Raw genomic sequence first — 22,383 nt, 5'->3', positions numbered from 1 at the left:
GGGAAGTGGTTTCATGGATCCCACACACGGGGATTCCGGGTCCAGAAGAACGGGGGGTTCTGAACGGGCCGCGATCACGTCGCCGTCTCGGTGCCGGCCACGGCCGGTGTCGGCGCGGGAAACAGTGCGCGTCCCCGACCCACGCAAGCGCGTGCGCGTGAGAGCCTGGGTCCCCGTCCGCGACGGTGCGGCCCCCCGCGCACCCGGCCCGCGGACGTGACGTGTTCCCGCTACCCGGAGCGTCACGGCGCCTGGGCGACCGACCGAGAAGGCAACGAAGAACCGATGCCGAAGCGAACCTCACTCACCGCGGATCGTTCCTCTTTGGGGCACCGTGTCCGCTACGCGATCCGACACCCGGAACGGATCGGCCCGTTCCTGCGCCGCTCCGCCCGTGACCTGAAGTTGCGGCTCACCCACCGCGACCACGTCTCCTACTACCGCGCGGTGATGGCCTCCGACACGGCCCGCGATCCCCGCAAGGCCGTCGGCAGCCACAACGAGAAGCGCTGGATGGCCCTGGGGCAGATGCAGTTCGACTACCTCGTCGAGGAACACGGCCTCAAGCCCGGACAGCGCATGCTCGACATCGGCTGCGGAAACCTGCGCGCCGGGTGGCGCTTCATCGACTACCTCGATTCCGGTGACTACTACGGCATCGACATCTCGCCGGACATCCTCATCTCCGCGAAGAAGGTGCTGGCCGAGCACGGGCTGCAGGACAAGCTCCCCCACCTGACGCTCACCCACGACCTGACCTTCGACTTCCTGCCGCGCAACCACTTCGACGTCGTGCACGCCCACAGCGTCTTCTCGCACTCGCCGATCGAGGTCATCGACGAGGCGCTGGGCCACGTGGAGCGGATCCTGGCCCCCGGCGGGTTCTTCGACTTCACCTTCGACCGCACCGAGGGCAATGAGCACCACGTGCTGCGCGAGGACTTCTACTACCGCACCGAGACGCTCGTCTCCCTGGCGCACAAGCACGGCCTGGACGCGGAGTTCATGGAGGACTGGGAGGAGCTGCCGCACGGGCAGTCCAAGATGCGAATCACCGTGCCCCGGCACGGCCTCGGCAACTGAGGCCGGAGGGCAAGGGGCGCCTCAGAACCCGAGCGAGAGCTGCTGGACGGGGCGCTGCGGTGAGCCGGAGGCTGGCGGCTCGGTGGCAACGCGGCGGTCGCCCCCGCGGGGCCGGTGCGCGGCCGGCCCGTTGAGCCCGTGGCGCGCGGCGGCCTCGTGCACCGCGGCCACCACGGCGTCGCTGTAGGCCTTGGGCGCGTAGGACCCCCGACCGTAGAGCTCCCGGTACAGGGGCACCAGGTGCGCATGCTCCCGTTGCAGCCACGACCGGTACCACTCGCGGGCACCGGGGCGCAGGTGCAGCACGATCGGGGTGAGGCGAGCCGCCCCGGCCTCGGCGATCGCAGCGACGGTCTCCTCGATCTGCTCCGCGGAATCGGTGAGCCCGGGCAGGATCGGCGCCATGAGCACCGAACAGCTCAGGCCCCGCTCGGCGAACCGGCGCACCACGTCCAGGCGTGCGCGCGGGCTCGGCGTTCCCGGTTCCACCGACCGCCACACCGCCTCGTCCACCGACCCGACCGAGACCGCCAGGCCGACGTCGGTCACGCGGGAGGCCTCCTCGATGAGGTCGAGGTCGCGCAGGACGAGGCGGCCCTTGGTGAGCAGCGAGAACGGGTTGGCGGCGTCGCGCAGCGCCCCGATGATCTGCGGCATGAGCCGGTAGTGGCCCTCCGCCCGCTGGTAGGGGTCGGTGTTGGTGCCCATGGCCACCGGCTCGCCCGCCCAGCCGGGGCTCGCGAGCTCGGCGCGCAGGAGCTCCCCGGCGTTGACCTTGACCATGATGCGGGTGTCGAAGTCGCGGCCGCTGTCGAGGTCCAGGTACTCGTGCGTGCGCCGCGCGAAGCAGTACACACAGGCGTGCGCGCACCCCCGGTACGGGTTGAGGGTCCACCGGAACATGGGGTCCTCGCCCGGGACCTTGTTGAGGATCGAGCGCGCCCGGATCTCCACGGCCACGGGGGAGCCGTCGCCGCCGGACTCCACGGGTCCGGGACCCGGCGCCCTCAGCCCCGCGCGGCCGGTGCCGCGCTCGGGAAGGGGCGGGGCCTCGAACAAAGTCTGCTGTGCGGTCTCGTCGGCGGTGTCCTCACGGAGGTTCTCCCAGCGCATGGGCATATTCGAACATGTTTTCGATGGGCTGTCCAGGGCGGCCTGTGGGCAAGTGATCGGAAGTGCGGGGCGTGGCGGGTCGTCGCGGGGCTGCGGGCGGTGGCGCGGCGGTGCCGGGCAGCGTCGGCACTTTCCCGGGGGCGCTGCGGGCGATACCCGCACCCGGTATAATCTGGCCGCGGTCGACGACCCCACCGCAACGGACAGGACAACCCCATGAAGTTCACGGCACCGGCCGCGGTCGCGACAACCGCCGCCCTCGCCCTCAGCGCCTGCAGTGTCCCCGAACCCGAGGGCAACGTCCCCACCGGCGGGGGAGAGGTCTCCGCGGACGAGCTGCTCGCCGAGCACGGGCTCGACGGCCTCGACCCCGAGGAGGTCGTCGACCGCCTCGACACCATGGCGGTGGAGGAGCGGCCGACCGACCTCATGGCCTCGGTGCAGCCCGGCTCCCTCGTGCTCTCCGACGCCTCGGAGGGACCGGAGGGCGGCCAGGAGGCCGAGCTCGACCTGCCCGAGGATCGCTTCTACCTGTCGATGGCGCCCTACGTCGAGCACACCCACGACTGCTTCTTCCACAGCCTCACCACCTGCCTGGGTGAGCTGCGCGACGAGGAGATCGACGTGACCATCACCGACGACGCCGACGACAGCGTCCTGGTGGAGGAGACCGTGCAGACCTTCGACAACGGCTTCGCCGGGTACTGGCTGCCCAGCGGCATCGACGCCACCGTCACCGTCGAGCACGACGAGTACAGCGGCAGTACACGGGTCTCCACCGGCGAGGAGGACCCCACCTGCCTGACCACCCTCGAGCTGGACTGAGGCATCGGGTCCGGGGATCCGGCTCCCGGTGCAGGCGTGGACGGCTCCACCGCACCTTGGATCGGCTTGATCAGTCGGTGCGGGCCAGGCTGAGCGTGGTCACCGGCTCACCGCCGGCATCGCCCTCCTCGAAGAAGTCGATCGCCATCGTGTCGCCGTCCACGATCACCGCGACCTGCTCGTCCAACTGGGCCGGCTGCGTGAGCACGCACTGGCCGGGGGAGGACGCCTCGAAGGAGACCACACCGTTGTACCCGCGGTCGGTCGCCCCGCTCAGGTTCAGGTCGGTGTCGCAGTCGTCGCGGTCGATGTCGAGCTGCCCGCTCTGATCGCCCTCATCCGCCTGCAGCTCCACCAGGGCGCCGTTCTCGGCCACACCCTCCCAGTCGCCCTCGTGGGCCTGGGAGAAGCGCGGAACGCCCTCGGCAGGGTCGAGATCGCGGTCCCCGGACGCCGGCTCATCGGGCTCCTGCGGCTCCTCGGACGGGTCCTCCTGAGCGTCGCCCTCCTCACCCGAGGCCGACTGGTCGCTACCGACCTGAGCGTTCCCCGGGGCACCGTCCAGCCCGTCCAGGCCACCGCCCAGCGACAGGCCCGCCAGGAACAGCGCAACCCCCGCGGCCACCGCGCCGGCGCCGATCAGCCAACCGCGCGCACCCGAACGCTTCTTCTGTGCCACGGCGGTCGCCCCGGGCTGCTGCGCCGCGTTCGGGTCGACCATCGTCGCCTGCGCGGCGTGCGCGGCCTGCACCAGCGTGCCCGCGTCCGACGGGCCGCCCTGGCGCCCCAACAGCGCCATGAGCACGTCCACCGAGCTCGGACGTTGCGCCGGGTCCTTGGACAGCGCGCCCGCCACCAGGGAACGCAGCGGCTCGGGCAGACGCCGCAGGTCCGGTTCGATGTTGATGACGTTGTGCAGGACGTTGTGCACAGTCGTGCCCTCGAACGGCGAGCTTCCCATCGCCGCGTAGGCGATGACCGCGCCCCAGGAGAAGACGTCCGAGGCCGGTGTGGCCCGCCCGTGCGCGATCTGCTCCGGCGCCATGAACGCCGGCGTGCCGATCGGAGAATTGGTGAGCGTGCTGCCGCCCAGTGTGTTCTGCGCGACCCCGAAGTCGATGACCCGGGCGCCGTCGCCGCCCAGCAGCACGTTCCCGGGTTTGAAGTCGCGGTGCACGATCCCCGCCTCGTGGATCGCCACCAGCGCCGTGGCCGTCGCCACGGCGAGACGGCCGAGCTCCCCGCCGCCCATCGGGCCGCGCTCGTCCACGTGGTCCTGCAGCGAGGGGCCGTCCACGTACTCGCTGACGATGTAGGGCGGCCGTGCGTCGAAGTCCACCGCCAGAACCGCCGCGGTGCAGAACGACGCGACCTGCCGCGCGGCCTGCGCCTCGCGCACGAACCGCTGCCGCATGCCCGGGTCGTCCACGACCTGGCTGTTGAGGGTCTTGACCGCCACCGGGGCACCGTCCGGGCCCTCGGCCAGGTACACGGTGCCCTGGCCCCCTGTTCCGATCCGTCCGGTCAGGACGAACGCGCCCACGCGGCGCGGGTCGGTTTCACGCAGGGGAGAGGGGGAGCTCACTGGGGCCTCCGGTGGTCGGGACACGGGACGGTCGTGTGCGGGCCGAGCGGGGCTGCCGCCCGCGTGCGTATCCGGTCTGTCCTGTGTCGTTCCGGTAACACACGATCTCGACGGTACCGCCCCCGGGGGTGTGGCCGAGGCCTCCGAGGGCGCAGACGATAGTCCGCTCAATGCGGCCAGGGCGCTTGAAGCCCGCGGCCAGCCCGGTCTGAGATAAGGTCAGCCGTGGTGCGGAAGAGCCTGATGAGACCCCCTTCCCTCGCCCGCGCGCAACTCCCAAATCTCGCGATGCGCATGGCAAACAGGGGGCCTGTGAGGCCTGGTGGCAGGGCGTGGGAAGATCGGGTTGTACTGTTCATCGATCGGGTGTTCGATGTAGGTCCGGGTGCGGCGTCAGGTTGCATCTGGTCTGAATGAGGAGAGGTCACTGATGTCGGGCGGCGACGGCGCGTACGCGTCCGTAGAGATCTGCGCGGGAGCAGGCGGACAAGCGGTCGGTCTGCATAACGCAGGCTTCAGCCACCGGGCATTGATCGAAGTTGATCCCCATGCTGCCCAGACTCTCCGGTACAACACCGAAAAGCAGGGTTGGCGCCGGTGTGAGGTCCTGGAAGAGGACCTCACTACGTTCAGCGCAGCTGACCTTGAGAAGCGCATCCAAACAGAAGACGCGAAGAAGCTTGCGCTGATTTCCGGCGGTGTTCCGTGCCCGCCCTTTTCGATGGCGGGAAAGCGGCTCGGGGCCGATGACGAGCGTGATCTCTTTCCGGCCATGCTCGACATGGTCGATAAGCTCCGTCCCCGAGCGGTCATGATCGAAAACGTCCGCGGGTTGCTCGATGAGCAGTTCCGAGCGTACCGGGATCAGATCAAGAGCCGTCTGGAAGGTCTCGGATACACCGTCGTTTTCTGGAAGCTTCTGGAGGCGCGAAACTTCGGGGTCCCACAGCTCCGGCCGCGGTCAATCCTCGTCGCGATGATGAAGTCCGACGCACCGTACTTCATCGAGCCTAGCGGAGCCAGCAAGGAAACCACGGTCGCGGACGCTCTCGAGGAGTCCATGCGACAGCGGTTCTCCGCAGCTGAGACAAGAACTCGTGATGAGGCAAACCAGGCGTTTGCCCAGTGGCTCGCCAAGGCTAAGGCGAAGAACAGCGTCGCCCCGACACTCGTAGGCGGATCTAAGAAGCATGGCGGTGCTGACCTCGGGCCGACCAGGGCTAAGCGCGCCTGGGAGGAACTCGGCGTCGACGCGCACGGGGTCGCTGAACCGCTGGGGCAGACCAAGGACGAAGAACGCGATCTTTTCGGTCCGCGTGGACCCAAGCTGACCGTTGCCCAGGCAGCGCTTATCCAAGGGTTCCCGGAGCAGTGGAAGTTCGTCGGGCGTAAGACAGCCGCCTACCGCCAAGTCGGCAACGCTTTCCCCCCGCTTGTGGCGCAGGCAGTGGGCGAAGCGATTTTCGAAGCCCTCAACGCCGCTGACCGGAAAGAGACACCCCCCGAGCCCCCAGAGGCCACCTTGGTGATCGGGGAGCGCAGGCTAGAGCTTTCGGCGGGCTGACACAGTCTGCACGACGGTCTTGGCGCATTCTTCGGGATCTTGGTGCGCCCAGAAACGAAGGACCAACCAGCCTTCTCCCGCTAGACGTGCGTCAGTGTCGTGGTCCCGTTGCATGTTCCCGCCGATCTTCTGCTCCCAGTAACCGGGGTTGGTCTTCGGTGGTACGAAGTGCTCAGGGCACCCGTGCCAGAAGCACCCGTCGACGAAGACCGCGACCTTGGCCGGGCGGAAGAGGAGATCGGCCGTCCGGCGCATCTTCGGTAGGGGTTTGGCGGCGACCCGGTAACGCAGTCCCTGTGCGTGCACGAGACGGCGCAGAGCTAGCTCGGGCTTGGTGTCCCGGCTGCGGTTGCCCCGCATACTGCGCCGGTTGGCGGCTGAGGAAGCCCAGGACCCTTCCGGGGCTTCCCACGTCTCTGTGCTGTCGGCCGCATGAGCAGGCCCGGCGGAGGAGTTCCGGGGGCCTGCCCTGAGTCCTTCGGTGTCCACGCTCCGCAGGCTAACCTGTGGCGGAGGCTGCCCGTGGCTGGACGGCTTCAGCTCCTTCACTGCTGCTGTGTCCTGTTGAGGTGGGACAGCAGCGATTCCAGGTCAGAGCGCTCGAGGCCGGCCGGAACGTCGGAGTAATCCTCCAGGTCGGCCAGCTGCTCGACGCCGGGGTCGTCCAAGACCGCACCCATGAAGTGGAGCTTGTCAGCCAAGCGCACTTCGATGAGTTCATCGATGGTCTGCTCAGCGACGATGATGCGCACATTGGTCTCAGTGTCGCTCGGCAATCCCAAACGGTGGATGCGGTCCAAACTCTGCAAGAACCGGCCGGCGTTGTAGTCCCGGTCGACGTAGACCGACTCGTGGCACACGTCGTGCAGGCTGATGCCTTCCCCGAGTGTGGCCGGGTTGGACAACAGCACCATGCAATTCGGGTCATTCCGGAACCGGTCGATCTGCTCCTGCCTGTCAACCGTGCCCCCGTACACCATGGCCGGCGTCAGCTCGGCGAGCATACGCTCCAGCGTCGTGAGGGAGCGGATGAAGGTCGACCACACGATCGTCTTGCGCCCGCGTACCGCGTTGGCAGCGACCAACTCCTTGGCCTTTTCGTACTTCGGGGAGTCCTCGAACCTGGGGAGGTCGGCGAGGAGTTGGACGAGCGTCTGGCCCTGCGGTTCTTCGACCTTCGGGACGTTATAGGGGAGGGGCTCGTACCGGCTGTTGCCGGAGCTCAGGAGCGCGGGTGCGGTTGCGGCCATGATGAGGTTCATCGCCGAACGCCCGTAGCGCTCCAATTCCCCAGGTCGGCCCGTGGCGGAACGCAAGCTCTCTTCGCCGCGGATGGCCGCGTAGACCTCCTTGTGCCGACCCTCCAGCGCCACCCGGACAAACGTGGCGTTGAGGGGAGGGAGGTTCAGTTCCTTCTTGGTGGTGCGACAGAAGAACGGTTTCAGTTGCGAGCTGGCCTCGCCCAGGGACTGGTTCGCGGTCGCTTGTTCGACATGGCGGCCGCCGAGCCCGGGCCAGACAAAGTTGAAAACGTTCTGCAGGTCTTGGACCCCGTTGGGGGCCGGGGTCCCCGTCAGGGCGACCCTGCGCCGGGCCAGGGGGGCCAAACGCAGGCAGACCCGGCCATAGACCCCTGTGGAGCCGCGCTTCATGCGGTGGGCTTCGTCGAGCACGATCATGGACGGCTGGGCGGTCAGCCACTTGCTCAGGAAGACCTCTTGGGTGGCCAACCGTTCGTAGTTGATGATCAGGATCTCGGCGAGGGGGTTGGTCTTTCCCCCGCCCACGATGTCGGCCCGCAACGGGCGGGACAAGCAGAGCTGGTTCTCGTTAAACCAGCTTGAATGCGCGGACTTCGGGGCGACGACAAGAAGGCGCTGTACTTCCTCGGCCTGCCTTTTGGCGTGGAAGTCGGCCAACGCGACGCGGGTCTTTCCCGCGCCGGGAACACTGAAGTTCGCCCCGTGGCTCAGCTCAGCGAGTTTGCTGATGTCTCGCCGCTGAAACCAGGCAAGAGGGGCGATCCAGCCCGGGGCGAGATACTCCTCAATCTCCTCCGGGTTGACCTTCACAGACTGCTGTTCGGGGAGGCCCTCCAGGCCGGCCTTGGCCTTCTGCGCATCGCGCAGGGAATCGCTCAGAAGCTGGTGGAGGGCTTTCGGCCAGCGCACATCAGAAGACGGCCACGCCCTCAGACCCTGGGGGTTCTGGAGGAAGGCGTCGAGCGGTACCTGGAGCGTTCGCGGTGCCGTGCGCTGGCTCCCAGGGAACTGTGCGGCCATCCGCCCGATATCATCGGGCTCAGAGTCCTCGGAGTGGAGGGAGACCGAGGTCCCCTCCTGCCCCAGGGCGAGCTGCAGAGTCGGCATGGGTGGTCCTTAGGGGTTGTTGGAGACGGAGTGCTGTAGCCAGGTGAGCCCGTCTCCCGGGGTTGTGACCCCACGGGACGCATGCTTGGACAGTTTCTTGAGCGCGGCGGAGAGGTCCACCATGGCCTCATCCAGCTCCTGGTGCTCCATCAGGTTGTGCCCACGGGCCTTGGCAACTTGTTCCGTGGTTTCCTCAATCAGGCGGACCGCCTCCCTGAGCCGCTCGGCTGCGGCAGCCTTGCGCTTCTCGCGGAGGTCGAACGCCTTCGACTCATCTGCCGCATCCCGAACGGACTGTGTTGCGCTCTCGATGAGCTCGGTGGTCTCTTCTCGCTCAGCAGGGCTCAGGAACTCAGAAACATTGGCCTTGGTGGTGGCCTGAAGGAGAGTGTCCGTGGCGACCCGGGCCTGCTGCACGGCGTCCGAGTCCCCAGGGAGTTCGAGGTCGGGGGCCGCGTCGAAACCGGGGATTCCGGTCTCAGGCGCTGACTGCTCGGCCGGGGCGAAACGCTTGCTCAACCGGGGAGAGAGATAACGTTCGTGGAAATCCGGACGGACATACCGGAGTTCGGTTTTGGCCAAGTCTGTCATCAGGGAGAAGAGGCGGCTCTCCCTCAGCAGGTCGGCGTCGGCGCCGCTCAGCTGCTGGTAGTGGCGGTAGAGTTCCCGAAGGCTCTCTGCGTGGCCCTCGAAATCCATGAGGCGGAGGGAAACGGGGCTCCCGTCGGCCAACTTGGTCTCGCTCCGTTTGATTGCCTCACTGATGAAGCTGTAAACCCACTGGTCCCGATCGATGCTCTTTGTGGTGGTCCGGAACGCTTTGGTGATTTCACTGATGTTCCGTCCCGCTACAACCATCTCGTTGACTGCGACGAGACGGTTGATGTACGAGTACTCCCGCTTGAGATCGGGACGCAGCTGTAGTTCCAGCTCGATCGCTTCGATGTCCGGCCACGTGGTGTCGGCCGGCAAGACAGCGACCCGGATGTGATCCTTTCCCAGGTCGCGGAGGGCCGCACGTCGGGTGTTGCCATTGACCAGGACACCGCTGGGCGTGATGATCCCCGGGTCGTTCTGGTCGTACTCCTCCAGATCGTCCCGGAGCTTTTCGAAGGCCGGGTCCACTGCGTCGGGCTGTTCCGGGTTGCCGCTCAGCAGTCCATGCAAGTACCGCTGGCTTTCGTCGCTGAACGGGTGGAGCTTGAGCTCGGAATCCCGAACAGGGTCGTAGGCGCGCTGAACACGGACGCGGTGCGTATATGGGTTGTAGTAGAGATCGGCCACCGGCATCTTGACGACCTCAAGGGCGGTGGGCTCGCCCCTGAACTCGATCCGAACGGTTTCCGCCGCTCGGCCGGAAGCACGGGCCTCGGCAAGCCGGGTCTCGACGATGGTGCGGATCTCATCACCGCGGGGGGTCTGTACGGGCATCTGAGTCACAGTCATGTCCTTTCGAGGGGGTTGCGCTTACGGCTGCTTGCGGAGGCGGTCGGCGACTTCCGCCCGGGAGTCGGCAGGCAGGCGGCGGTACTGGGTCCACAACTGTTCGACGCGTCGGACCAGGCGGTGGTCCCTGCGGATCCACTGGGCGAGCTCTTCGCGCTCGGCAGGGCCGACGTCCTCGATCCCGTCGAGCACGTGCAGGAGTTTCGGCGCGTCTTCGGCGGGGGTCCCGGCCTTGCACCTCTTGCACTCAGTGATGAACTCGGTGCTGGTGCTCCCGTCCGCATGTTCCATGGCGCGGGAGCTGACGGCGAGCTGGGCCGGCTCCGCGCCAGGGAACTCCGCGTACTCCTCGCCTGCTGCGATGCCGCACGCCGTGCACATGAAGTCGTCTGCGGACATCACGGCCGAGCGCTGCTTGTTGTTGATCTGAGCCGAAGAGTTGCGCTTCATGGCGCCGGGCTCCCAGATGGGCACGCCGGCTTTGACGAAGCGCAGCTGGTTGAGCCTGAGGCCCTCGTCCTGCTTATTGGTGTCGAGCACCCAGCCGTGCTCTCTCAGCTCCCGCATCCTGCGGTCCACTTGCTCGGACTCAGGGAAAGCCTCGCGCAGGTCGGCTTTCACGAAGACGTTGCCTTCCCCGACTTCTTCGTGAAGCCAGAGGGCGATGCGGGCACGGACGCCCAGTTTCGTATTGGGATCGTTCCAGCGCGGGGCCATGTGAGGGGACTCCTTTGGGTTGTCATCGAGTGGAGCTGTGTTGCTGGAGACAGGGGTTTAACCCATCGCGCGCCAACGTGCTGCAGCGCCTTGTTCTCCCCGCCTTTCGAGATGGTCGGCGAACAGGTCGGCTGCACGCGGTGAGCGGTGTGTGGCTGCCCGCTCTAGGAGCAGTGCCCTGCGCTCCTGGTAGATGCCGTCATCGGGGAGAGCGGCGGCGCGCTCGACCGCGATTTCGGCCAACGAGGGGAGCGAGTCGTAGTACTGCACCGCGACCTGTTCAAGGACGTCGTCGGCGGAGGCGGCACGGAACCAACCCTGGCTCTCCTGGCGGTGGCCGTCGAGAGCACGGAGCAGCGCATAGTCGAGCGCCGCCCTCTGGTCCCCGGCCCGTGCGGCGGTGAGGAGGTTCATCCCGGTGACGCCGTACGAACGCAACGCCTTGATCTGCGCGGAATCGCTGAGGTCGATTTGCGGCCGCTCCGGCGCTGGCGTCGAGGCAGGCGCAGGCTGCGTTTCCGTCGCCTTGCCTGCCTCGTCCTTGTTGTTGTCCTTGATGAAGGGCGAGGGTGGATGCCGCCGTTCCCACAGGTCCAACATGTGGCCCAACCCGGGTTTTTCGCCCTCCTCGCCGGAGGATTCCCATTCCAGGTGTGCCGAGGCATACGCCACCGAGACAAACTGGTGCCGCAGCACTGGCTTGTCGATGGCCGTCTTCCAACGGGACAGGCAGGAATTGGAGAACGACCTCACCAGCTCCCGTTGGTTATGCGGAACAGCGTTTTCGAGCTCCCGCGTCTTCTTGGCGACCTGGCACTGAGTCCATCCGCGACTGGTGATGAACTCCTGCGCGAGGTCGGCCAGGCTGTAGGCAACCCGACGTTTCTGATCCTGATCCTGATGCCGGTTGCTCGGGGGGTCTGCGCGCATAGCTCACCTCGGTTCGTGGGGCGCGTTGGGAGGAAACGAAACTGCGGTGCTGCCCCGATCGCCCCAGCTTGCCACAAGTTCCGGGATTTCCACAAATTCAGGGATTGTTCCGGGCTTGCTGCAAATTGCGAGGTTGCAGACACCCCTGAGGGCTTGTGCGCCGGTTGCGCCTCTTTGAGATGTTTTGAATTCCGGGGGGACCGGCAGATGGGGGTGTAGGAACCTGCTCCTGAGCAGTGCCGGCGACGCGTTTTTGCCGCACCGTGATCGCGTGACTTCAGGTGGTTATGGGTGAAGTGTCTGCGCATGCGTACTGACGGGTGGATGCGAGGTATGTGCCTTGTGAACGTAGCTGGGCCGCCGGGCTCTGGCCATACGCGCCCATGTCGATGAAGCCGACGAGCTGTGGCCACTTGCAGAGCTCAGAGGTTCGAGATCAGAAATCAGTGCCGGTCAGAGGGGTCTTGGGTCCGGCGTGGTCATGCGCCAAGGGCCCTCTGATTCGTGCCGAGGGCCCTTGCCGCATGCTTGTTTTCCTGCGTCCTACACGTCCGTGCGGCAGGAAGGCCACGCACTCGGCGGCGGTGAAGGGGACGTGTTCGCGATCGGGGTATTGGGAGTCGCGGATGGGCGCCGCCGTGCGCGTCAGCGAAGGCGACGCAGTTCTGGCCTGTGGTGCTGGAGTAGCTGAACTTGCGGAACGTCAGTTGCTCCATGCAGGTGACTTACCCGTTGCCGGCGTTCATTGCGTGGCCATAGTCGGCCATGCAGTCGTGCGGCGAGCTACGTCGTGGCGCGCACGTCGGCGAGTGGCGCGCTCTCGGTGGCAACGCGGAGGCTGACGGTTCCCGGTATGTACTTGAGGGCCCTCTGCCTCGTGCCGAGGGCCCTCGTGCGTCGGTCTCTACGCGTTCGCGGTGCGGAGGAACGCCACCCACTCCGACGCGGCGAAGGGGAGGTGCTCGCGGTCCGGGTGCTGGGAGTCGCGGATGACGGCGCTGCCGTGGGCGTCAGCGAAGGCCACGCAGTTGCTCCGGTCGCTGTAGCTGGATGTCCGGAAGTCGAGGTCGTCGGGGATGAGCATCGGCTGCTTCTTTCAGGGTTTCTTGGCGGCGTCGCGCAGGTAGGCGACGCTCTCGTCCACACCGAGTGAGCGGCTCACGAGGTGGTTGAACAGGTTCCGGTAACGCGTTGTCTCGTCCGCCGACTCCAGGAACAGGCCGTCCTGGTCCATTTCCAGGTAGGTGACCGAGTCGGCTGCGGCGAAGTCCATCAGAACGAAGGAACCCTTGGCGCCGACGTGAATGCCTGCGCTGAACGGAACGATCTGAACGGTGACGCCGTCTCCTCTGTCTGCCAGGTCCGCAATGTGAGCGGCCTGTTCGCGGCATACGTCCGGGGCGGCTCGAAGGCGTTCGATGGCTCCGGCATCGATGATGGCCCACAGTTCCGGCCGGTCCGCTCCGGAGAGGAGCTCCTGTCTGCGGCGACGAGCGTCGACCACACGCTGGATGTCGATCGGGTCGCGGACGAGGTTGGCCGACTTGGTCAGGAGCTCGACGTAGGCCGGGGTCTGGAGGAGCCCCGGGATGACCATCGGCTCGTAGGTGCTGATCGCAGTGGCTTCCGATTCGAGCACCGGGAACTCGTCGGGGAAGACGTCGCTGTACTTGGTCCACCAGCCCTTCTTGCCGGCCTGGCGTGTGATGGCGATCAGAGCTTCGCGTCGATGCTCATCGGTGAGGCCATAGACGTCCAGGAGGGCCCGCACTTCGACCACGGAAGGCCGGAGGCGAACACCGGTCTCGATGTTGGAGACCTTGCCAACGCTCCACTCGGTGGCCGCTGCTGCGGCCTCAAGTGTCATCCCTGCGTCGTTGCGCAAGGCCCGCAGCTCTTCGGAGAGCCTGCGGCGCCGCACGCTGAGACTTCGAGGGGTGTCGGGCATGAGTGCTCTCCTGCTGTGACGGGGTCACTCAGGATGTTACGGCTGTCAGCCGATTCGGGCATCCGAACACAGAATATATGAAATCCTCATGGTAGGTGGTGATTCAAAATCTGAATCGCTTGTAACTCTGAAGATTTCATGTTCTTGTGGGTGTACACATTCCCGCCGGACCTTCCAACCGGCTTCTTCTCTGGAGGTGTGCGCCATGGAGCGCGACCCACGCAACCTGCGGAACCGATCGACCTCACCGACCTGGCCGACCATCGGAAACCGGCCGCACACAACGCGCTCCGGGCGCACTACGCACCTGGGGCGCACCACCCGCGTCGTCCGCGCGAGGCGCGCCCATCGGGTGCGGTGCTACGCCTTCCAACCCGAGGACCTCACCCGCTTGGCCGGGGTGGCCTTGCATCAGTTCGTCCAGAACCTGCTCGCTCAGAACTTTCGGGCGGCCGGTCCGTTCGCGCGTGATGCGCGCACCGGGGAGGCGATGTGAAGAACGCCTCCGTTCCTCCCACGAACCCTGGCCCGATCCCGAGCCCGCGTCGGAACCCGAATCCGAGCCCGAACAAGGATCTGGATCCGGGCCCTGGTCCGACGCCGGATATGGATCCGGACCTGGTTACGGCTTCGAAGCCTGACTCAGAACCCGATCCGGACCTGGCCCACCTGCGACGCACCTACGGGCATCGCTGGTGCATCTGGCGCACGCCCAACTGGTGGATGGCCACCGCACGCATCAACGGCGTCACCCCGACCCTCATGGAGCGCACACCCGACGAGCTCGAACGGCGGCTGCGCAACCCCGGGCGCCAGATCGGTGGTCCGGTCGCAACCTGACTCCGAACGTGATGCCGGGACCAGGAGCCGATTTCGTCCCTAACAAGAAGAGACCGGCGCGGCCGGGTAACGCCCTGTCTCCCCAGATAACGGGGCTCCCCGCCCGGCCGCGCCACAGCCACAGGGCTGCACAGCACACCCGCGCTCGCATTCCCAGCTTGAGGAGCACCCATGGTCCGCACCTACAGCGCCGACGACCCCGCCGCCGACCTGCCCCTGACCCCCGACGAGCAGGAGTTCTCCGACGAGGTCGACCGCATACGTCTTCAGAACCGGAGCGAATGCGCAGCAGCTGAGCGAGAGCAGCTGCCCTGACTCTGATCCGGATTCAGGTCCCGAGACAACAGAGCAGGAAAAGGTCCACCACTGGTACCGAGGTCAGGCCGGGCCCGAGCTCCCGGACGAGGCCGGTCGTGAGTTCCGCGGATCCTGCGGCGCCCTCCTCGCGAACTCGGGCGCATGCTCCGGCCGCAGCCCCAGGCCGACGAGATGGGCGGGCACGCGCGTGAGCGCGGGGAAGCGGCGCAGCGCCGCGATGATCGGCTTGGGCGGGCCCGCTCGCTGACCCTCGAGGATCGGCGTCACCACGTTGCGGTGGATGCCGCGTTGCAGCGCCTGCACGAGCATCGTCGGGAGCAACCGCCGCCGACGAACCCTGGCCAGTTGCGCGGGGGTGGGCCGACCCCGGCGGAGCGGGCCGGCGAGCAGGGTCGCGGCGGCCACCGCATCCTGCACGGCGAGGTTGATGCCCACACCACCGACGGGGGACATCGCGTGGGCTGCGTCGCCGATACACAGCAGCCCGTCGGAGTGCCAACGGCGCAGCCGGTCCATGCGTACGTCCAGGTGCTTGACCTCGTCCATCGACGTCAGGGCGTCGGTGCGTTCGGCGAGCTCGGGTGCGAGTTCGCCGATGTCCCGGCGGAAGGCGGAGACACCCCGTTCCCGCAGCTCGGCGTCGGTCCCCTTCGGGCCGATGTAGGCGATCTGCAGATACCCTTCGCGGGGAAAGACCACCATGAAGCGCCGGGCGCCGGCCCTGGGGGACAGGGCGAGCTCCTCCGGCCCGCTCCCGGGCAGTCGGAACCACCACGCGTCCACGTCCAGCGGGAAGTCCTTCGAATCCAGCCCGGTGAGATCGCGCAGCAGGGAACGACGCCCGTCACAGGCCAGGGTCAGGTCTGCGCGGATCTGCCCCGGCCCGTCCGCCCCCTCGTACTCGACGCCTACCACGCGCTCGCCCTCACGCAGGAGGCCGGTCGCGCGGGTGTTCATGCGGAGCGTGAACGTGGGTTCCCGGTGTGCGGCGTCGGCGAGCAGATCGAGCAGATCCCACTGCGGCACCATCGCGATGTAGGGGTGCGGCGTGTGCAGCCGGGTGAAGTCGGCGATGGTCACGGAACCGCCGTCGACGGGGAAGGCCACATGCTCCAACCGCGTCTGCGGCAATGCTGCGAAACGTTCCGCCAACCCGAGCTCGTCGAGCAGCCGCAGGGTGGACGGGTGCACGGTGTCCCCACGGAAGTCGCGGAGGAAGTCGGCGTGCTTCTCCAGCACGGTCACCTCCACACCCGCCCGCGCGAGCAGGAGCCCGGCGATCATCCCGGCAGGACCGCCGCCCACGATCACGCAGGTGGTGTCGATGTTCTTGACGGCGCTCATCGCAGCTCCTCCACGGTTCGGGGCGTGTCCCTCGGTTCCCGTACTGCGGTTCTTCCCCCGAGACCACCGCCTATCCGGGAAGCCCGTCTGGGAAGCTGTCAGGGGAACGCTGTGCCGCCGTGCCACTGGTCGCAGCGCCCCCGGTGACAAACGCGGCCGCGCAGGGCAGGACCACCGGCAGCGGTCCGCCGGAGACGATCCACCGACGGCGGACCACCGGCCGCGAAGCAACGCGAGAAATGGGGGCAGACCGTGCGCGCCAACCGGATCCCGACCGAGGAGATCAAGCGCGAATCGGCGGCGTTCGACGACCGCGTCACCGCCGACGGACGGTTCGAACGCACGGCGGAGCCCGGGCGGTACCGCCTCGTCATCAACCGCGCCTGCCCCTGGGCGCACCGCACGGTCATCACCCGCCGCCTCATGGGCCTGGAGAACACGATCTCCCTCACGGTGACCGACCCCAAGCAGGAGATCATCGACGGCGACCCGCACTGGGTCTTCACCGAGGACACCGGCAGCCCCGGCGACCGCGACCCTGTGCTGGGCATCCACGCGCTGCGCGAGGCTTACCTGGCCCGCGACCCCGACTACGACGGGGGAGTCAGCGTTCCGGGGCTGGTCGACGTGCCCACCGGCCACCTTGTCACCAACGACTACAACCGCTTCGCCCTGGACATGGCCACCGAGTGGGACAGGCTCACCCGCGAGGGCGCCCCCGACCTGTACCCGGTACCCCTGCGCGACGAGATCGAGGAGATCGGCGCGTGGGTCTACCGCGACATCAACAACGGCGTCTACCGTTCCGGGTTCGCCCCCGACCAGGAACGCTACGACCGCGCGGTCACCCGGCTCTTCACCCGCCTCGACGAGCTCGAAGAACGCCTCACCGACCGGCGCTACCTGGTCGGCGACCACATCACCATGGCCGACATCCGATTGTTCGTGACCCTGGTCCGGTTCGACGCCGCCTACCACGGCCACTTCAAGTGCAACATCCGCAAGCTCATCGAGTACCCGGCGCTGTGGGCCTACGCGCGAGACCTGTTCCAGACACCCGGGTTCGGTGACACCACCCAGTTCGACCACATCCGGGTGCACTACTACTGGGTCCACGAGGGCATCAACCCGACCCGGATCGTGGCGGCGGGCCCGGACCCGCGCCAGTGGCTGATCCCGCACGGGCGTGAGGCGTTGGGCGGTTCCCCGTTCGGCGGCGGGACCGCGCCGGGGCCGGTGCCGGAGGGGGAGCGGGTTCCGGAACCGGGGGAGTACCGGCGATCGAGCCCCTGACCATGCGAGCGCCGCTGAACGCCCCGGTCGTCCCGTCATCCCTGCCGTTCCTCCGCTGACGCGGCATCGCGCGGCTCGCCCCGAAGGCTACGGCCTGGAGCGCGTGGGAACGCCGCGGCCCGCAGGGGTCGGCGATGACGTTCTGCACCATGGGCTCGTCGGCGCCGCTCTCCTCCGAGTCCGTGTCGCGGCCGCCTCTACCGGATCGGGAGCGCCTGCGACGAGGCACGGCCGGACACCGTCGACGATCGAGGCGGGCTAGGCGCGCTGCTGCGGGTCAGCTCGGCGAAGGCCTCCTCGGGGTGGGAAGCAGGGCCGCGCGCGGGCCGGCGCCGGTGCGGGTGTAATATCCTGCGCGCCGCCCTGCTGTGCAAGGCCTTGGACACAGTCGATAAAACGCAGCTGTCGGCCGCCACCGAGGTGCTCACACGGGTCGTCGGTCACCTGCGCGACGGTGATGCGACAACTGGGGCTCCTATCGACTGATGAGAACTCCGAGAGAGTGCCACTGGCGCGCCGCACAACAGGTAATCGGTGTTCGCCAAACAGGTTCGGCCTGCAACAGCTGATCCGGGGCAACATTGGAGCGCGCGGTCGTCACCGGGGCTGCGAGGGTCCCGATGGCGCTGGGTTGATCGCTCGTCGCAGTGCCGGCGTTCGGGCGGGGCCGCCCGAACGCCGGCCCCGACGAGGCCGGGTCATCCTCAGGTTCGGCGGACTCCGCAGACCGCGAACATGGTGGTGGAACGAAAGAACGTCCCCGCCCGGGACGACTCCGAGAACTCGCGGGAGAGCTGGTCTGCCTCCTCCCGTGTGATGGCACCAGCCTTCAGCGCACGCTCGGGGATTGCCGCGGCAGTGCCGCGCAGACCCGCGTCCCCGTCATCGATCCAGGTAGACGCGTGCACATCGGAGATTTCGATGCCGGCCCGGACCAGGAGCCCCCTCAGCTGTCGCCCCGACTCGGGATTTGCCAGCGGAGCGCTGAGAGCGCCGAGAACCCGGCGTACAAGATCGGGGCGGCCCGGGTGAAGGGTGGAGGTCGACCAGTCTGTGTCGATGAGCACGATTCGCCCGCCGGGCCTCAAGACACGGACCATTTCCCGAACCGCTTCCTCCGGATTGGCGATGTGCTGTAAAACCCGTTCGCAGCGGATAACGTCGAAGTGACCTTCGCCGTAGGGCAGGGTCCGGGTGTCCCCGTCCACGAACTCGACCCCGGGGTGACGGTCGCCGGCGCGTCGCCGTGCTTCCTTCCGCAAACCATTGGCCGGTTCAACGCCGGTCGCGCTCCCTCCTGGTCCGACTCGTTCCGCGAGCGCGACGGTGTCCTCTCCAGTACCCGCCCCTATGTCCAGAGCGCGGTGGCCGGATTCCGGTGCGAGCCGGAACAACGCCCATTCCTTGAGCGAGCGGACACCGCGACGCGCATTGTTGAGGTCCAGGATCTTGATCTGGTCGCGGATCCCGGAACTGCTCGAGCTTCGACCCTCGAAGCGGAAGCCGTCCTCGTTACTGAATTCCGCTAACTGGCGGGGAGCCTCCGGGGTGCTCATGTCCGTCCCACCGCTGGAGCCCTGGTGGGCACTTCCGGCGCGGTCCTGAATTTCTCCACGTAGTCAAGCAGCTGATCGCACATGGCAGCTGACCTCTGCACCACCTCGGTTTCCCTGATCCGGAAATCGTCGCCCTCACGGGCGTAGTCGCCATTGGCCGTAGTGACCCCGAGTGGTACGGCGATCCCGTGCAGGGAACGCGCGACGATCCGCAAGTGGTCGGTGGCTTGGACACTGGCGCGTCGCCCGCCGTTCCCGCACAGCGCCAGGGGCTTGTCCCGGACATCGGCGATGGACAGGTGGTCGATGGCGTTCTTCAAAGCCCCGGAGTAGGAGTTGTGGTACACGGGGCTGGCCCACACCATGGCGTCTGCGGCCCGCACCTTGGCGAGGAAGCCGCCTACCGCGGGGGCCGGGTTGTCCTCGGGGGCGCCGTGGTAGCGGGGGTCGACTTGCGGCAGGGACACGTCCCGCATATCGACGGTCTCGGTCGTCGCTCCCTGCCGTTGCAGGAGCCGAGCGACCAGCTCCAAGAGGACAGCCGTCCTGGACGGGACGCCCAGGCTGCCCTGCAAGCAAAGGACGTGCGCCTTCACGGGCGATCGGACCATGGTTGCGTCCTTCCTACGGTCTGTTCCGGATCAGGTTCACTCAGCCCCCGCAGTGCACCGTTGGAGATCTCTCGGTCGGTCAGCCAACGGGTTCCGTGTGTGGTCCGAGTGAACCCGAGCACGACGCTGCGATAGTTTCGCGGGGGCCTGTACTGCTCCGGCAGAGGACGGCTCCGATTCGGGTCGGCACCAGCACTGCCCCAGAGTTGGGCCACGGTAGCCCCGGGGGACAGCAAGGGGTCCAGGGCCTGATGCACGCCCGCGTCGTAGGGCGTGTGCACCCACAGGATCGCTTCGTCGATCGGGCGCCCCCCGGCCGCTTCCCGTACTTTCCGGCCCAGCTCCTCCGGCTCGGACCAGTCTGCGGCGACAGGAATCAACTGTCCGCTGTCCGGGGCCCCGGCATCGGCTCTCTCCGGTCGGCGCGCTACCAACAACACCCGGGTGCCGGCGGAGAGAAGATCGTGAACGGCGGGGCGCAGCATGCCACTTCCACCCACGACGAGAACTTGGCGTTCCGTGCTCATCGTGCCACCGCCCAACGCAGGTCGGGGGAGGCTCCCGCCCCCCTGTGCACCACACCCCTGGTCCCCGGGCGGTGCAGCCACAGGCCGGACCAGGAATAGAGCGGAACTACCGCGTTGTGATCCAGGAGAAGCTGTTCAGCCTCGGCCATGGACCCGTGCCGGGCTGCCGCCTCGACCTTGCCCCGGGCGTTCGACATCAGCTCGTTGAAACGAGGACTCGACCATTTCGACTGGTTTCCGGCTACTCCGTCGGAAACGTGCTCGGCCAGGAAAGCGACCGGATCATCGTAATCGGCCCGCCATGCGGCGATGGACAACTGGTAGTTCCCTTCCCGGATCGCCGTGTAGTGCCCTGCGTAGCTGCGGGGGTCGACCTCGACGACAGCCCCCGTCCGTTTTCGTACTTGATCGGCCATACGTTCGGCCTCGGCAATGCTGTCAGGCAGGTCGGTGCACACGAGACCGAGCCGCATACCGTCGAGCCGCATCGTCGTCCCGCGGTGGCGCGTCACGCTGGGGCTCGCTTCCAAGTAGTTCCGCGTTCCCTTGCTCGGCGGTACCAACCGGTGCGTCGGCGCAGCACCGGAGCGCGTGTCCGTCACCAGCTCCTCCGGGTCGACGGCCGCGGCGATCGCCTCACGCACCCTTGGCGAGGACAACATCTCGTCACGGGTGTTCATCACCAGGTAACTCACCGTGGCCTCGGGGACCCGGGCGACATCGACCGGATCGACCTCGTCCAAGGCGCGGATCTCCAACGGAGCCAGATCGATCTTTCCCTCGGAGAACAGCTGAACAGGGTCACCGCCAATGACAATTCGAACCGCAGAACCGGGCATGGAGGGGGCGTCCCAGTACTGTGGGTTGCGTTCGAGTTCGATCGAGAGGCCCGGTTCGATGCTCCGGTATCGGAACGGTCCGCTGCTGGGAACACCGAGGATGCTGACCGGGTCGCGGGTGGGCGGGGCGTCCTCGCGCAGGGGGGCGAACGCAGGCAGAGCCCAGAGCTCCTGCATGTACGGAACGGGCTGCTCAAGCACCACGCGTACCGTGTACCTGTCGGGCGCCGCGATGTCGAGCACGGCCCCGGGGGCGCCCTGGTGCCGCTCACGCGCGCCGCTCAACACGTACATCTGCCACGCCGAGCGCATCTTCAGCTCCGGGTCCGTGCCGCGGGCGAACGTATACACCACATCGTTCGCCTCGACCTCGCGGCCGTCGGACCAGCGTGCCCCGCGGCGCAGGTGGACGGTGACGACCCGGCCCGAGGGGTCGACCTCCCAATCCCGGGCCAACGCCGGTCGCAACTCCCCCGTGGGCCCGGGGCTCACCAGCCCCTCGTACAGGGCGGCGTGCACGCGCATCGACCAGTCGTCCACACCCGTGTGCGGGTCCCAGTTCGGGGGGTCGGCGGGCAGCCATGTCCTCAGAGTTCGGTCACCGGCTCCGGCGTTCTCGTGTGCTTCGGTCACGTCGGGGATCGCGATCACACTCCTTTCTGTTCCTCGGGTCGTCTCGATTAATCCTGCTTTCGGCCCCGATCGTCAGCCGGTATTCCGGGGCGTGCGGTCGACGGACTCCGTGGCCGATCCCAGGGGGTGAAGTGTCACCTCGCGTACCCGGACAAGACCTGCCATCTCCACGATGTGGGCCAGAGCAGCCCCCAGGTTTCCGGCGGGGAGCTGGGCGGAGGGGTCGGTTACCTCCTGGTCGGGCAGCGTCCAGTCCGGGTGCACGATGACGGTGCTCACCGGCTCGTCCAGCAGAGACGCCTGCAACCCCCTGGCCAGCCCGAGCAGACCGCCCTTGCTGGCGTAATAGGCTTCCTGGTCGGGGCGCGCGACCGGCCGTGTCACCGGCTCCGAGCCGATGAAAACCACGACGCCCGGCCGCGCCTTCTTGAGCGGGCCCAGGGCCCTGCGCAGCAATTTCGTCTGAGCGCTCAGGTTCAGCGAAAGAATCGAGTCCCACACCTGGTCATCGGCGCTCTCGAAATCCTCCTTGGGGAAGGCCCCGGCCGCCGCGACCAGCACGTCCAGCCGCCCGAACCGGTCGGTGACCGCGTCGACCAGCGCGGCGGCGGTCCCCTCCTCAGCGAGGTCCCCGGTGAGAGCGAGCACGGATTCCTCGGGGTCGGGGCAGGCCCGTACCACTCGCGCCATCCTGCGCCTGTTGCGGCCGTGCAGTGCAACCCGGTATCCACGGGCTCGCAGCGCGATCGCCGCCTGTGTGCCGACAACGCCGGTTGCGCCCGTAATCAAGGCGACCGGGCTGTCAGGGCCAACCACGGGCTCAGCCATACGAATCCTCCTTC

At 67.5% G+C, this 22,383-nt stretch carries 20 protein-coding genes; 6 read left to right on the top strand and 14 right to left on the bottom strand.

What is annotated here, in order from left to right; all coding sequences use genetic code 11:
* Nucleotides 1-285: 285 nt before the first annotated feature.
* Nucleotides 286-1,083, top strand: a complete 798-nt coding sequence (locus D474_RS0121015; protein ID WP_017615465.1) for a class I SAM-dependent methyltransferase — start codon at nucleotides 286-288, stop codon at nucleotides 1,081-1,083.
* A gap of 21 nt (nucleotides 1,084-1,104) precedes the next feature.
* Here D474_RS0121015 and D474_RS0121010 read toward each other — a convergent pair whose 3' ends face one another.
* Nucleotides 1,105-2,196 (bottom strand): Rv2578c family radical SAM protein, encoded by a 1,092-nt coding sequence (locus D474_RS0121010; RefSeq protein WP_017615464.1) that lies wholly within the window; start codon nucleotides 2,194-2,196, stop codon nucleotides 1,105-1,107.
* 216 nt (nucleotides 2,197-2,412) lie between these two features.
* On the opposite strand from D474_RS0121010, the gene D474_RS0121005 reads away from it, so the two are divergent.
* Nucleotides 2,413-3,021 carry a CueP family metal-binding protein gene (locus D474_RS0121005; RefSeq protein ID WP_017615463.1) on the top strand — a complete coding sequence of 203 codons (609 nt, stop codon included), beginning with the start codon at nucleotides 2,413-2,415 and terminating at the stop codon, nucleotides 3,019-3,021.
* 70 nt (nucleotides 3,022-3,091) lie between these two features.
* On the opposite strand, the gene D474_RS29525 is transcribed toward D474_RS0121005, so the two are convergent.
* Nucleotides 3,092-4,606 (bottom strand): serine/threonine-protein kinase, encoded by a 1,515-nt coding sequence (locus tag D474_RS29525; RefSeq protein ID WP_040704108.1) that lies wholly within the window; start codon nucleotides 4,604-4,606, stop codon nucleotides 3,092-3,094.
* A 430-nt stretch (nucleotides 4,607-5,036) separates the two neighbouring features.
* Between D474_RS29525 and D474_RS0120995 the strand changes: the two genes are divergently transcribed.
* Nucleotides 5,037-6,170: a DNA cytosine methyltransferase gene (locus tag D474_RS0120995; RefSeq protein WP_017615462.1), complete on the top strand. Its 1,134-nt coding sequence runs from the start codon at nucleotides 5,037-5,039 to the stop codon at nucleotides 6,168-6,170.
* On the opposite strand, the gene D474_RS31225 is transcribed toward D474_RS0120995, so the two are convergent.
* The 7 genes from D474_RS31225 to D474_RS0120960 form a co-directional block, all read right to left on the bottom strand.
* Nucleotides 6,150-6,659: a DNA mismatch endonuclease Vsr gene (locus D474_RS31225; RefSeq protein WP_083931896.1), complete on the bottom strand. Its 510-nt coding sequence runs from the start codon at nucleotides 6,657-6,659 to the stop codon at nucleotides 6,150-6,152. The genes D474_RS0120995 and D474_RS31225 overlap by 21 nt on opposite strands.
* 56 nt (nucleotides 6,660-6,715) lie before the next feature.
* Entirely contained in the window at nucleotides 6,716-8,539 is a 1,824-nt protein-coding gene (locus D474_RS0120985; protein ID WP_017615461.1) for a DEAD/DEAH box helicase, read from the bottom strand.
* Nucleotides 8,540-8,548: 9 nt separating this feature from the next.
* Complete coding sequence (locus D474_RS0120980; protein WP_239647133.1) at nucleotides 8,549-9,970, bottom strand: hypothetical protein; 1,422 nt, start codon at nucleotides 9,968-9,970, stop codon at nucleotides 8,549-8,551.
* A gap of 36 nt (nucleotides 9,971-10,006) precedes the next feature.
* On the bottom strand, nucleotides 10,007-10,702 hold the full coding sequence (locus D474_RS0120975; RefSeq protein ID WP_017615459.1) for a hypothetical protein: 696 nt from the start codon (nucleotides 10,700-10,702) through the stop codon (nucleotides 10,007-10,009).
* Nucleotides 10,703-10,759: 57 nt separating this feature from the next.
* The gene (locus D474_RS0120970) at nucleotides 10,760-11,632 is read right to left on the bottom strand and encodes a hypothetical protein (RefSeq protein WP_017615458.1); all 873 of its coding nucleotides are present in this window, start codon (nucleotides 11,630-11,632) and stop codon (nucleotides 10,760-10,762) included.
* A gap of 904 nt (nucleotides 11,633-12,536) precedes the next feature.
* A complete protein-coding gene (locus D474_RS0120965; RefSeq protein ID WP_017615457.1) occupies nucleotides 12,537-12,716 on the bottom strand; it encodes a DUF397 domain-containing protein in 180 nt (59 codons plus the stop codon).
* A gap of 12 nt (nucleotides 12,717-12,728) precedes the next feature.
* Nucleotides 12,729-13,580 carry a helix-turn-helix domain-containing protein gene (locus D474_RS0120960; RefSeq protein WP_017615456.1) on the bottom strand — a complete coding sequence of 284 codons (852 nt, stop codon included), beginning with the start codon at nucleotides 13,578-13,580 and terminating at the stop codon, nucleotides 12,729-12,731.
* A gap of 205 nt (nucleotides 13,581-13,785) precedes the next feature.
* Here D474_RS0120960 and D474_RS32395 point away from each other — a divergent pair, with 205 nt between their 5' ends.
* Together D474_RS32395 and D474_RS32830 are read left to right on the top strand one after the other, a co-directional pair.
* A complete protein-coding gene (locus D474_RS32395) occupies nucleotides 13,786-14,076 on the top strand; it encodes a hypothetical protein (protein ID WP_017615455.1) in 291 nt (96 codons plus the stop codon).
* Between the two features lie 515 nt (nucleotides 14,077-14,591).
* On the top strand, nucleotides 14,592-14,735 hold the full coding sequence (locus D474_RS32830; RefSeq protein ID WP_017615453.1) for a hypothetical protein: 144 nt from the start codon (nucleotides 14,592-14,594) through the stop codon (nucleotides 14,733-14,735).
* Between the two features lie 63 nt (nucleotides 14,736-14,798).
* Here the strand turns inward: D474_RS32830 and D474_RS0120940 are convergent, their stop codons facing one another.
* The gene (locus D474_RS0120940; RefSeq protein ID WP_017615452.1) at nucleotides 14,799-16,082 is read right to left on the bottom strand and encodes an FAD-dependent oxidoreductase; all 1,284 of its coding nucleotides are present in this window, start codon (nucleotides 16,080-16,082) and stop codon (nucleotides 14,799-14,801) included.
* 252 nt (nucleotides 16,083-16,334) lie between these two features.
* Here D474_RS0120940 and D474_RS0120935 point away from each other — a divergent pair, with 252 nt between their 5' ends.
* Entirely contained in the window at nucleotides 16,335-17,375 is a 1,041-nt protein-coding gene (locus D474_RS0120935; RefSeq protein WP_017615451.1) for a glutathione S-transferase family protein, read from the top strand.
* A gap of 704 nt (nucleotides 17,376-18,079) precedes the next feature.
* On the opposite strand, the gene D474_RS29520 is transcribed toward D474_RS0120935, so the two are convergent.
* From D474_RS29520 to D474_RS30580, 4 genes are all read right to left on the bottom strand, one after another.
* Nucleotides 18,080-18,931 carry a methyltransferase domain-containing protein gene (locus D474_RS29520; RefSeq protein ID WP_017615450.1) on the bottom strand — a complete coding sequence of 284 codons (852 nt, stop codon included), beginning with the start codon at nucleotides 18,929-18,931 and terminating at the stop codon, nucleotides 18,080-18,082.
* Entirely contained in the window at nucleotides 18,928-19,542 is a 615-nt protein-coding gene (locus tag D474_RS29515; protein ID WP_017615449.1) for an NADPH-dependent FMN reductase, read from the bottom strand. Before D474_RS29515 ends, D474_RS29520 begins: the two co-directional genes overlap by 4 nt.
* A 523-nt stretch (nucleotides 19,543-20,065) precedes the next feature.
* The gene (locus D474_RS0120920; protein ID WP_017615448.1) at nucleotides 20,066-21,559 is read right to left on the bottom strand and encodes a peptide ABC transporter substrate-binding protein; all 1,494 of its coding nucleotides are present in this window, start codon (nucleotides 21,557-21,559) and stop codon (nucleotides 20,066-20,068) included.
* 54 nt (nucleotides 21,560-21,613) lie between these two features.
* Nucleotides 21,614-22,369, bottom strand: a complete 756-nt coding sequence (locus D474_RS30580; protein WP_083931895.1) for an SDR family NAD(P)-dependent oxidoreductase — start codon at nucleotides 22,367-22,369, stop codon at nucleotides 21,614-21,616.
* Nucleotides 22,370-22,383: the final 14 nt, after the last annotated feature.

This window comes from Nocardiopsis salina YIM 90010, from assembly GCF_000341025.1.
In the GTDB taxonomy this organism is placed as follows: domain Bacteria; phylum Actinomycetota; class Actinomycetes; order Streptosporangiales; family Streptosporangiaceae; genus Nocardiopsis; species Nocardiopsis salina.
This window is presented reverse-complemented; position numbering and strand designations above follow the sequence as displayed.

Bases quoted from the DNA above. Each gene is read 5' to 3' on its own strand.
- D474_RS0121015 (WP_017615465.1), top strand. From the start codon at position 286: ATGCCGAAGCGAACCTCACTCACCGCGGATCGTTCCTCTTTGGGGCAC.
- D474_RS0121010 (WP_017615464.1), bottom strand. From the start codon at position 2,196: ATGCGCTGGGAGAACCTCCGTGAGGACACCGCCGACGAGACCGCACAG.
- D474_RS0120970 (WP_017615458.1), bottom strand. From the start codon at position 11,632: ATGCGCGCAGACCCCCCGAGCAACCGGCATCAGGATCAGGATCAGAAA.
- D474_RS29520 (WP_017615450.1), bottom strand. From the start codon at position 18,931: ATGAGCACCCCGGAGGCTCCCCGCCAGTTAGCGGAATTCAGTAACGAG.
- D474_RS0120995 (WP_017615462.1), top strand. From the start codon at position 5,037: ATGTCGGGCGGCGACGGCGCGTACGCGTCCGTAGAGATCTGCGCGGGA.
- D474_RS0121005 (WP_017615463.1), top strand. From the start codon at position 2,413: ATGAAGTTCACGGCACCGGCCGCGGTCGCGACAACCGCCGCCCTCGCC.
- D474_RS0120965 (WP_017615457.1), bottom strand. From the start codon at position 12,716: ATGCTCATCCCCGACGACCTCGACTTCCGGACATCCAGCTACAGCGAC.
- D474_RS0120960 (WP_017615456.1), bottom strand. From the start codon at position 13,580: ATGCCCGACACCCCTCGAAGTCTCAGCGTGCGGCGCCGCAGGCTCTCC.
- D474_RS30580 (WP_083931895.1), bottom strand. From the start codon at position 22,369: ATGGCTGAGCCCGTGGTTGGCCCTGACAGCCCGGTCGCCTTGATTACG.
- D474_RS0120975 (WP_017615459.1), bottom strand. From the start codon at position 10,702: ATGGCCCCGCGCTGGAACGATCCCAATACGAAACTGGGCGTCCGTGCC.
- D474_RS29515 (WP_017615449.1), bottom strand. From the start codon at position 19,542: ATGGTCCGATCGCCCGTGAAGGCGCACGTCCTTTGCTTGCAGGGCAGC.
- D474_RS0120980 (WP_239647133.1), bottom strand. From the start codon at position 9,970: ATGCCCGTACAGACCCCCCGCGGTGATGAGATCCGCACCATCGTCGAG.
- D474_RS32395 (WP_017615455.1), top strand. From the start codon at position 13,786: ATGGAGCGCGACCCACGCAACCTGCGGAACCGATCGACCTCACCGACC.
- D474_RS32830 (WP_017615453.1), top strand. From the start codon at position 14,592: ATGGTCCGCACCTACAGCGCCGACGACCCCGCCGCCGACCTGCCCCTG.
- D474_RS0120940 (WP_017615452.1), bottom strand. From the start codon at position 16,082: ATGAGCGCCGTCAAGAACATCGACACCACCTGCGTGATCGTGGGCGGC.
- D474_RS0120985 (WP_017615461.1), bottom strand. From the start codon at position 8,539: ATGCCGACTCTGCAGCTCGCCCTGGGGCAGGAGGGGACCTCGGTCTCC.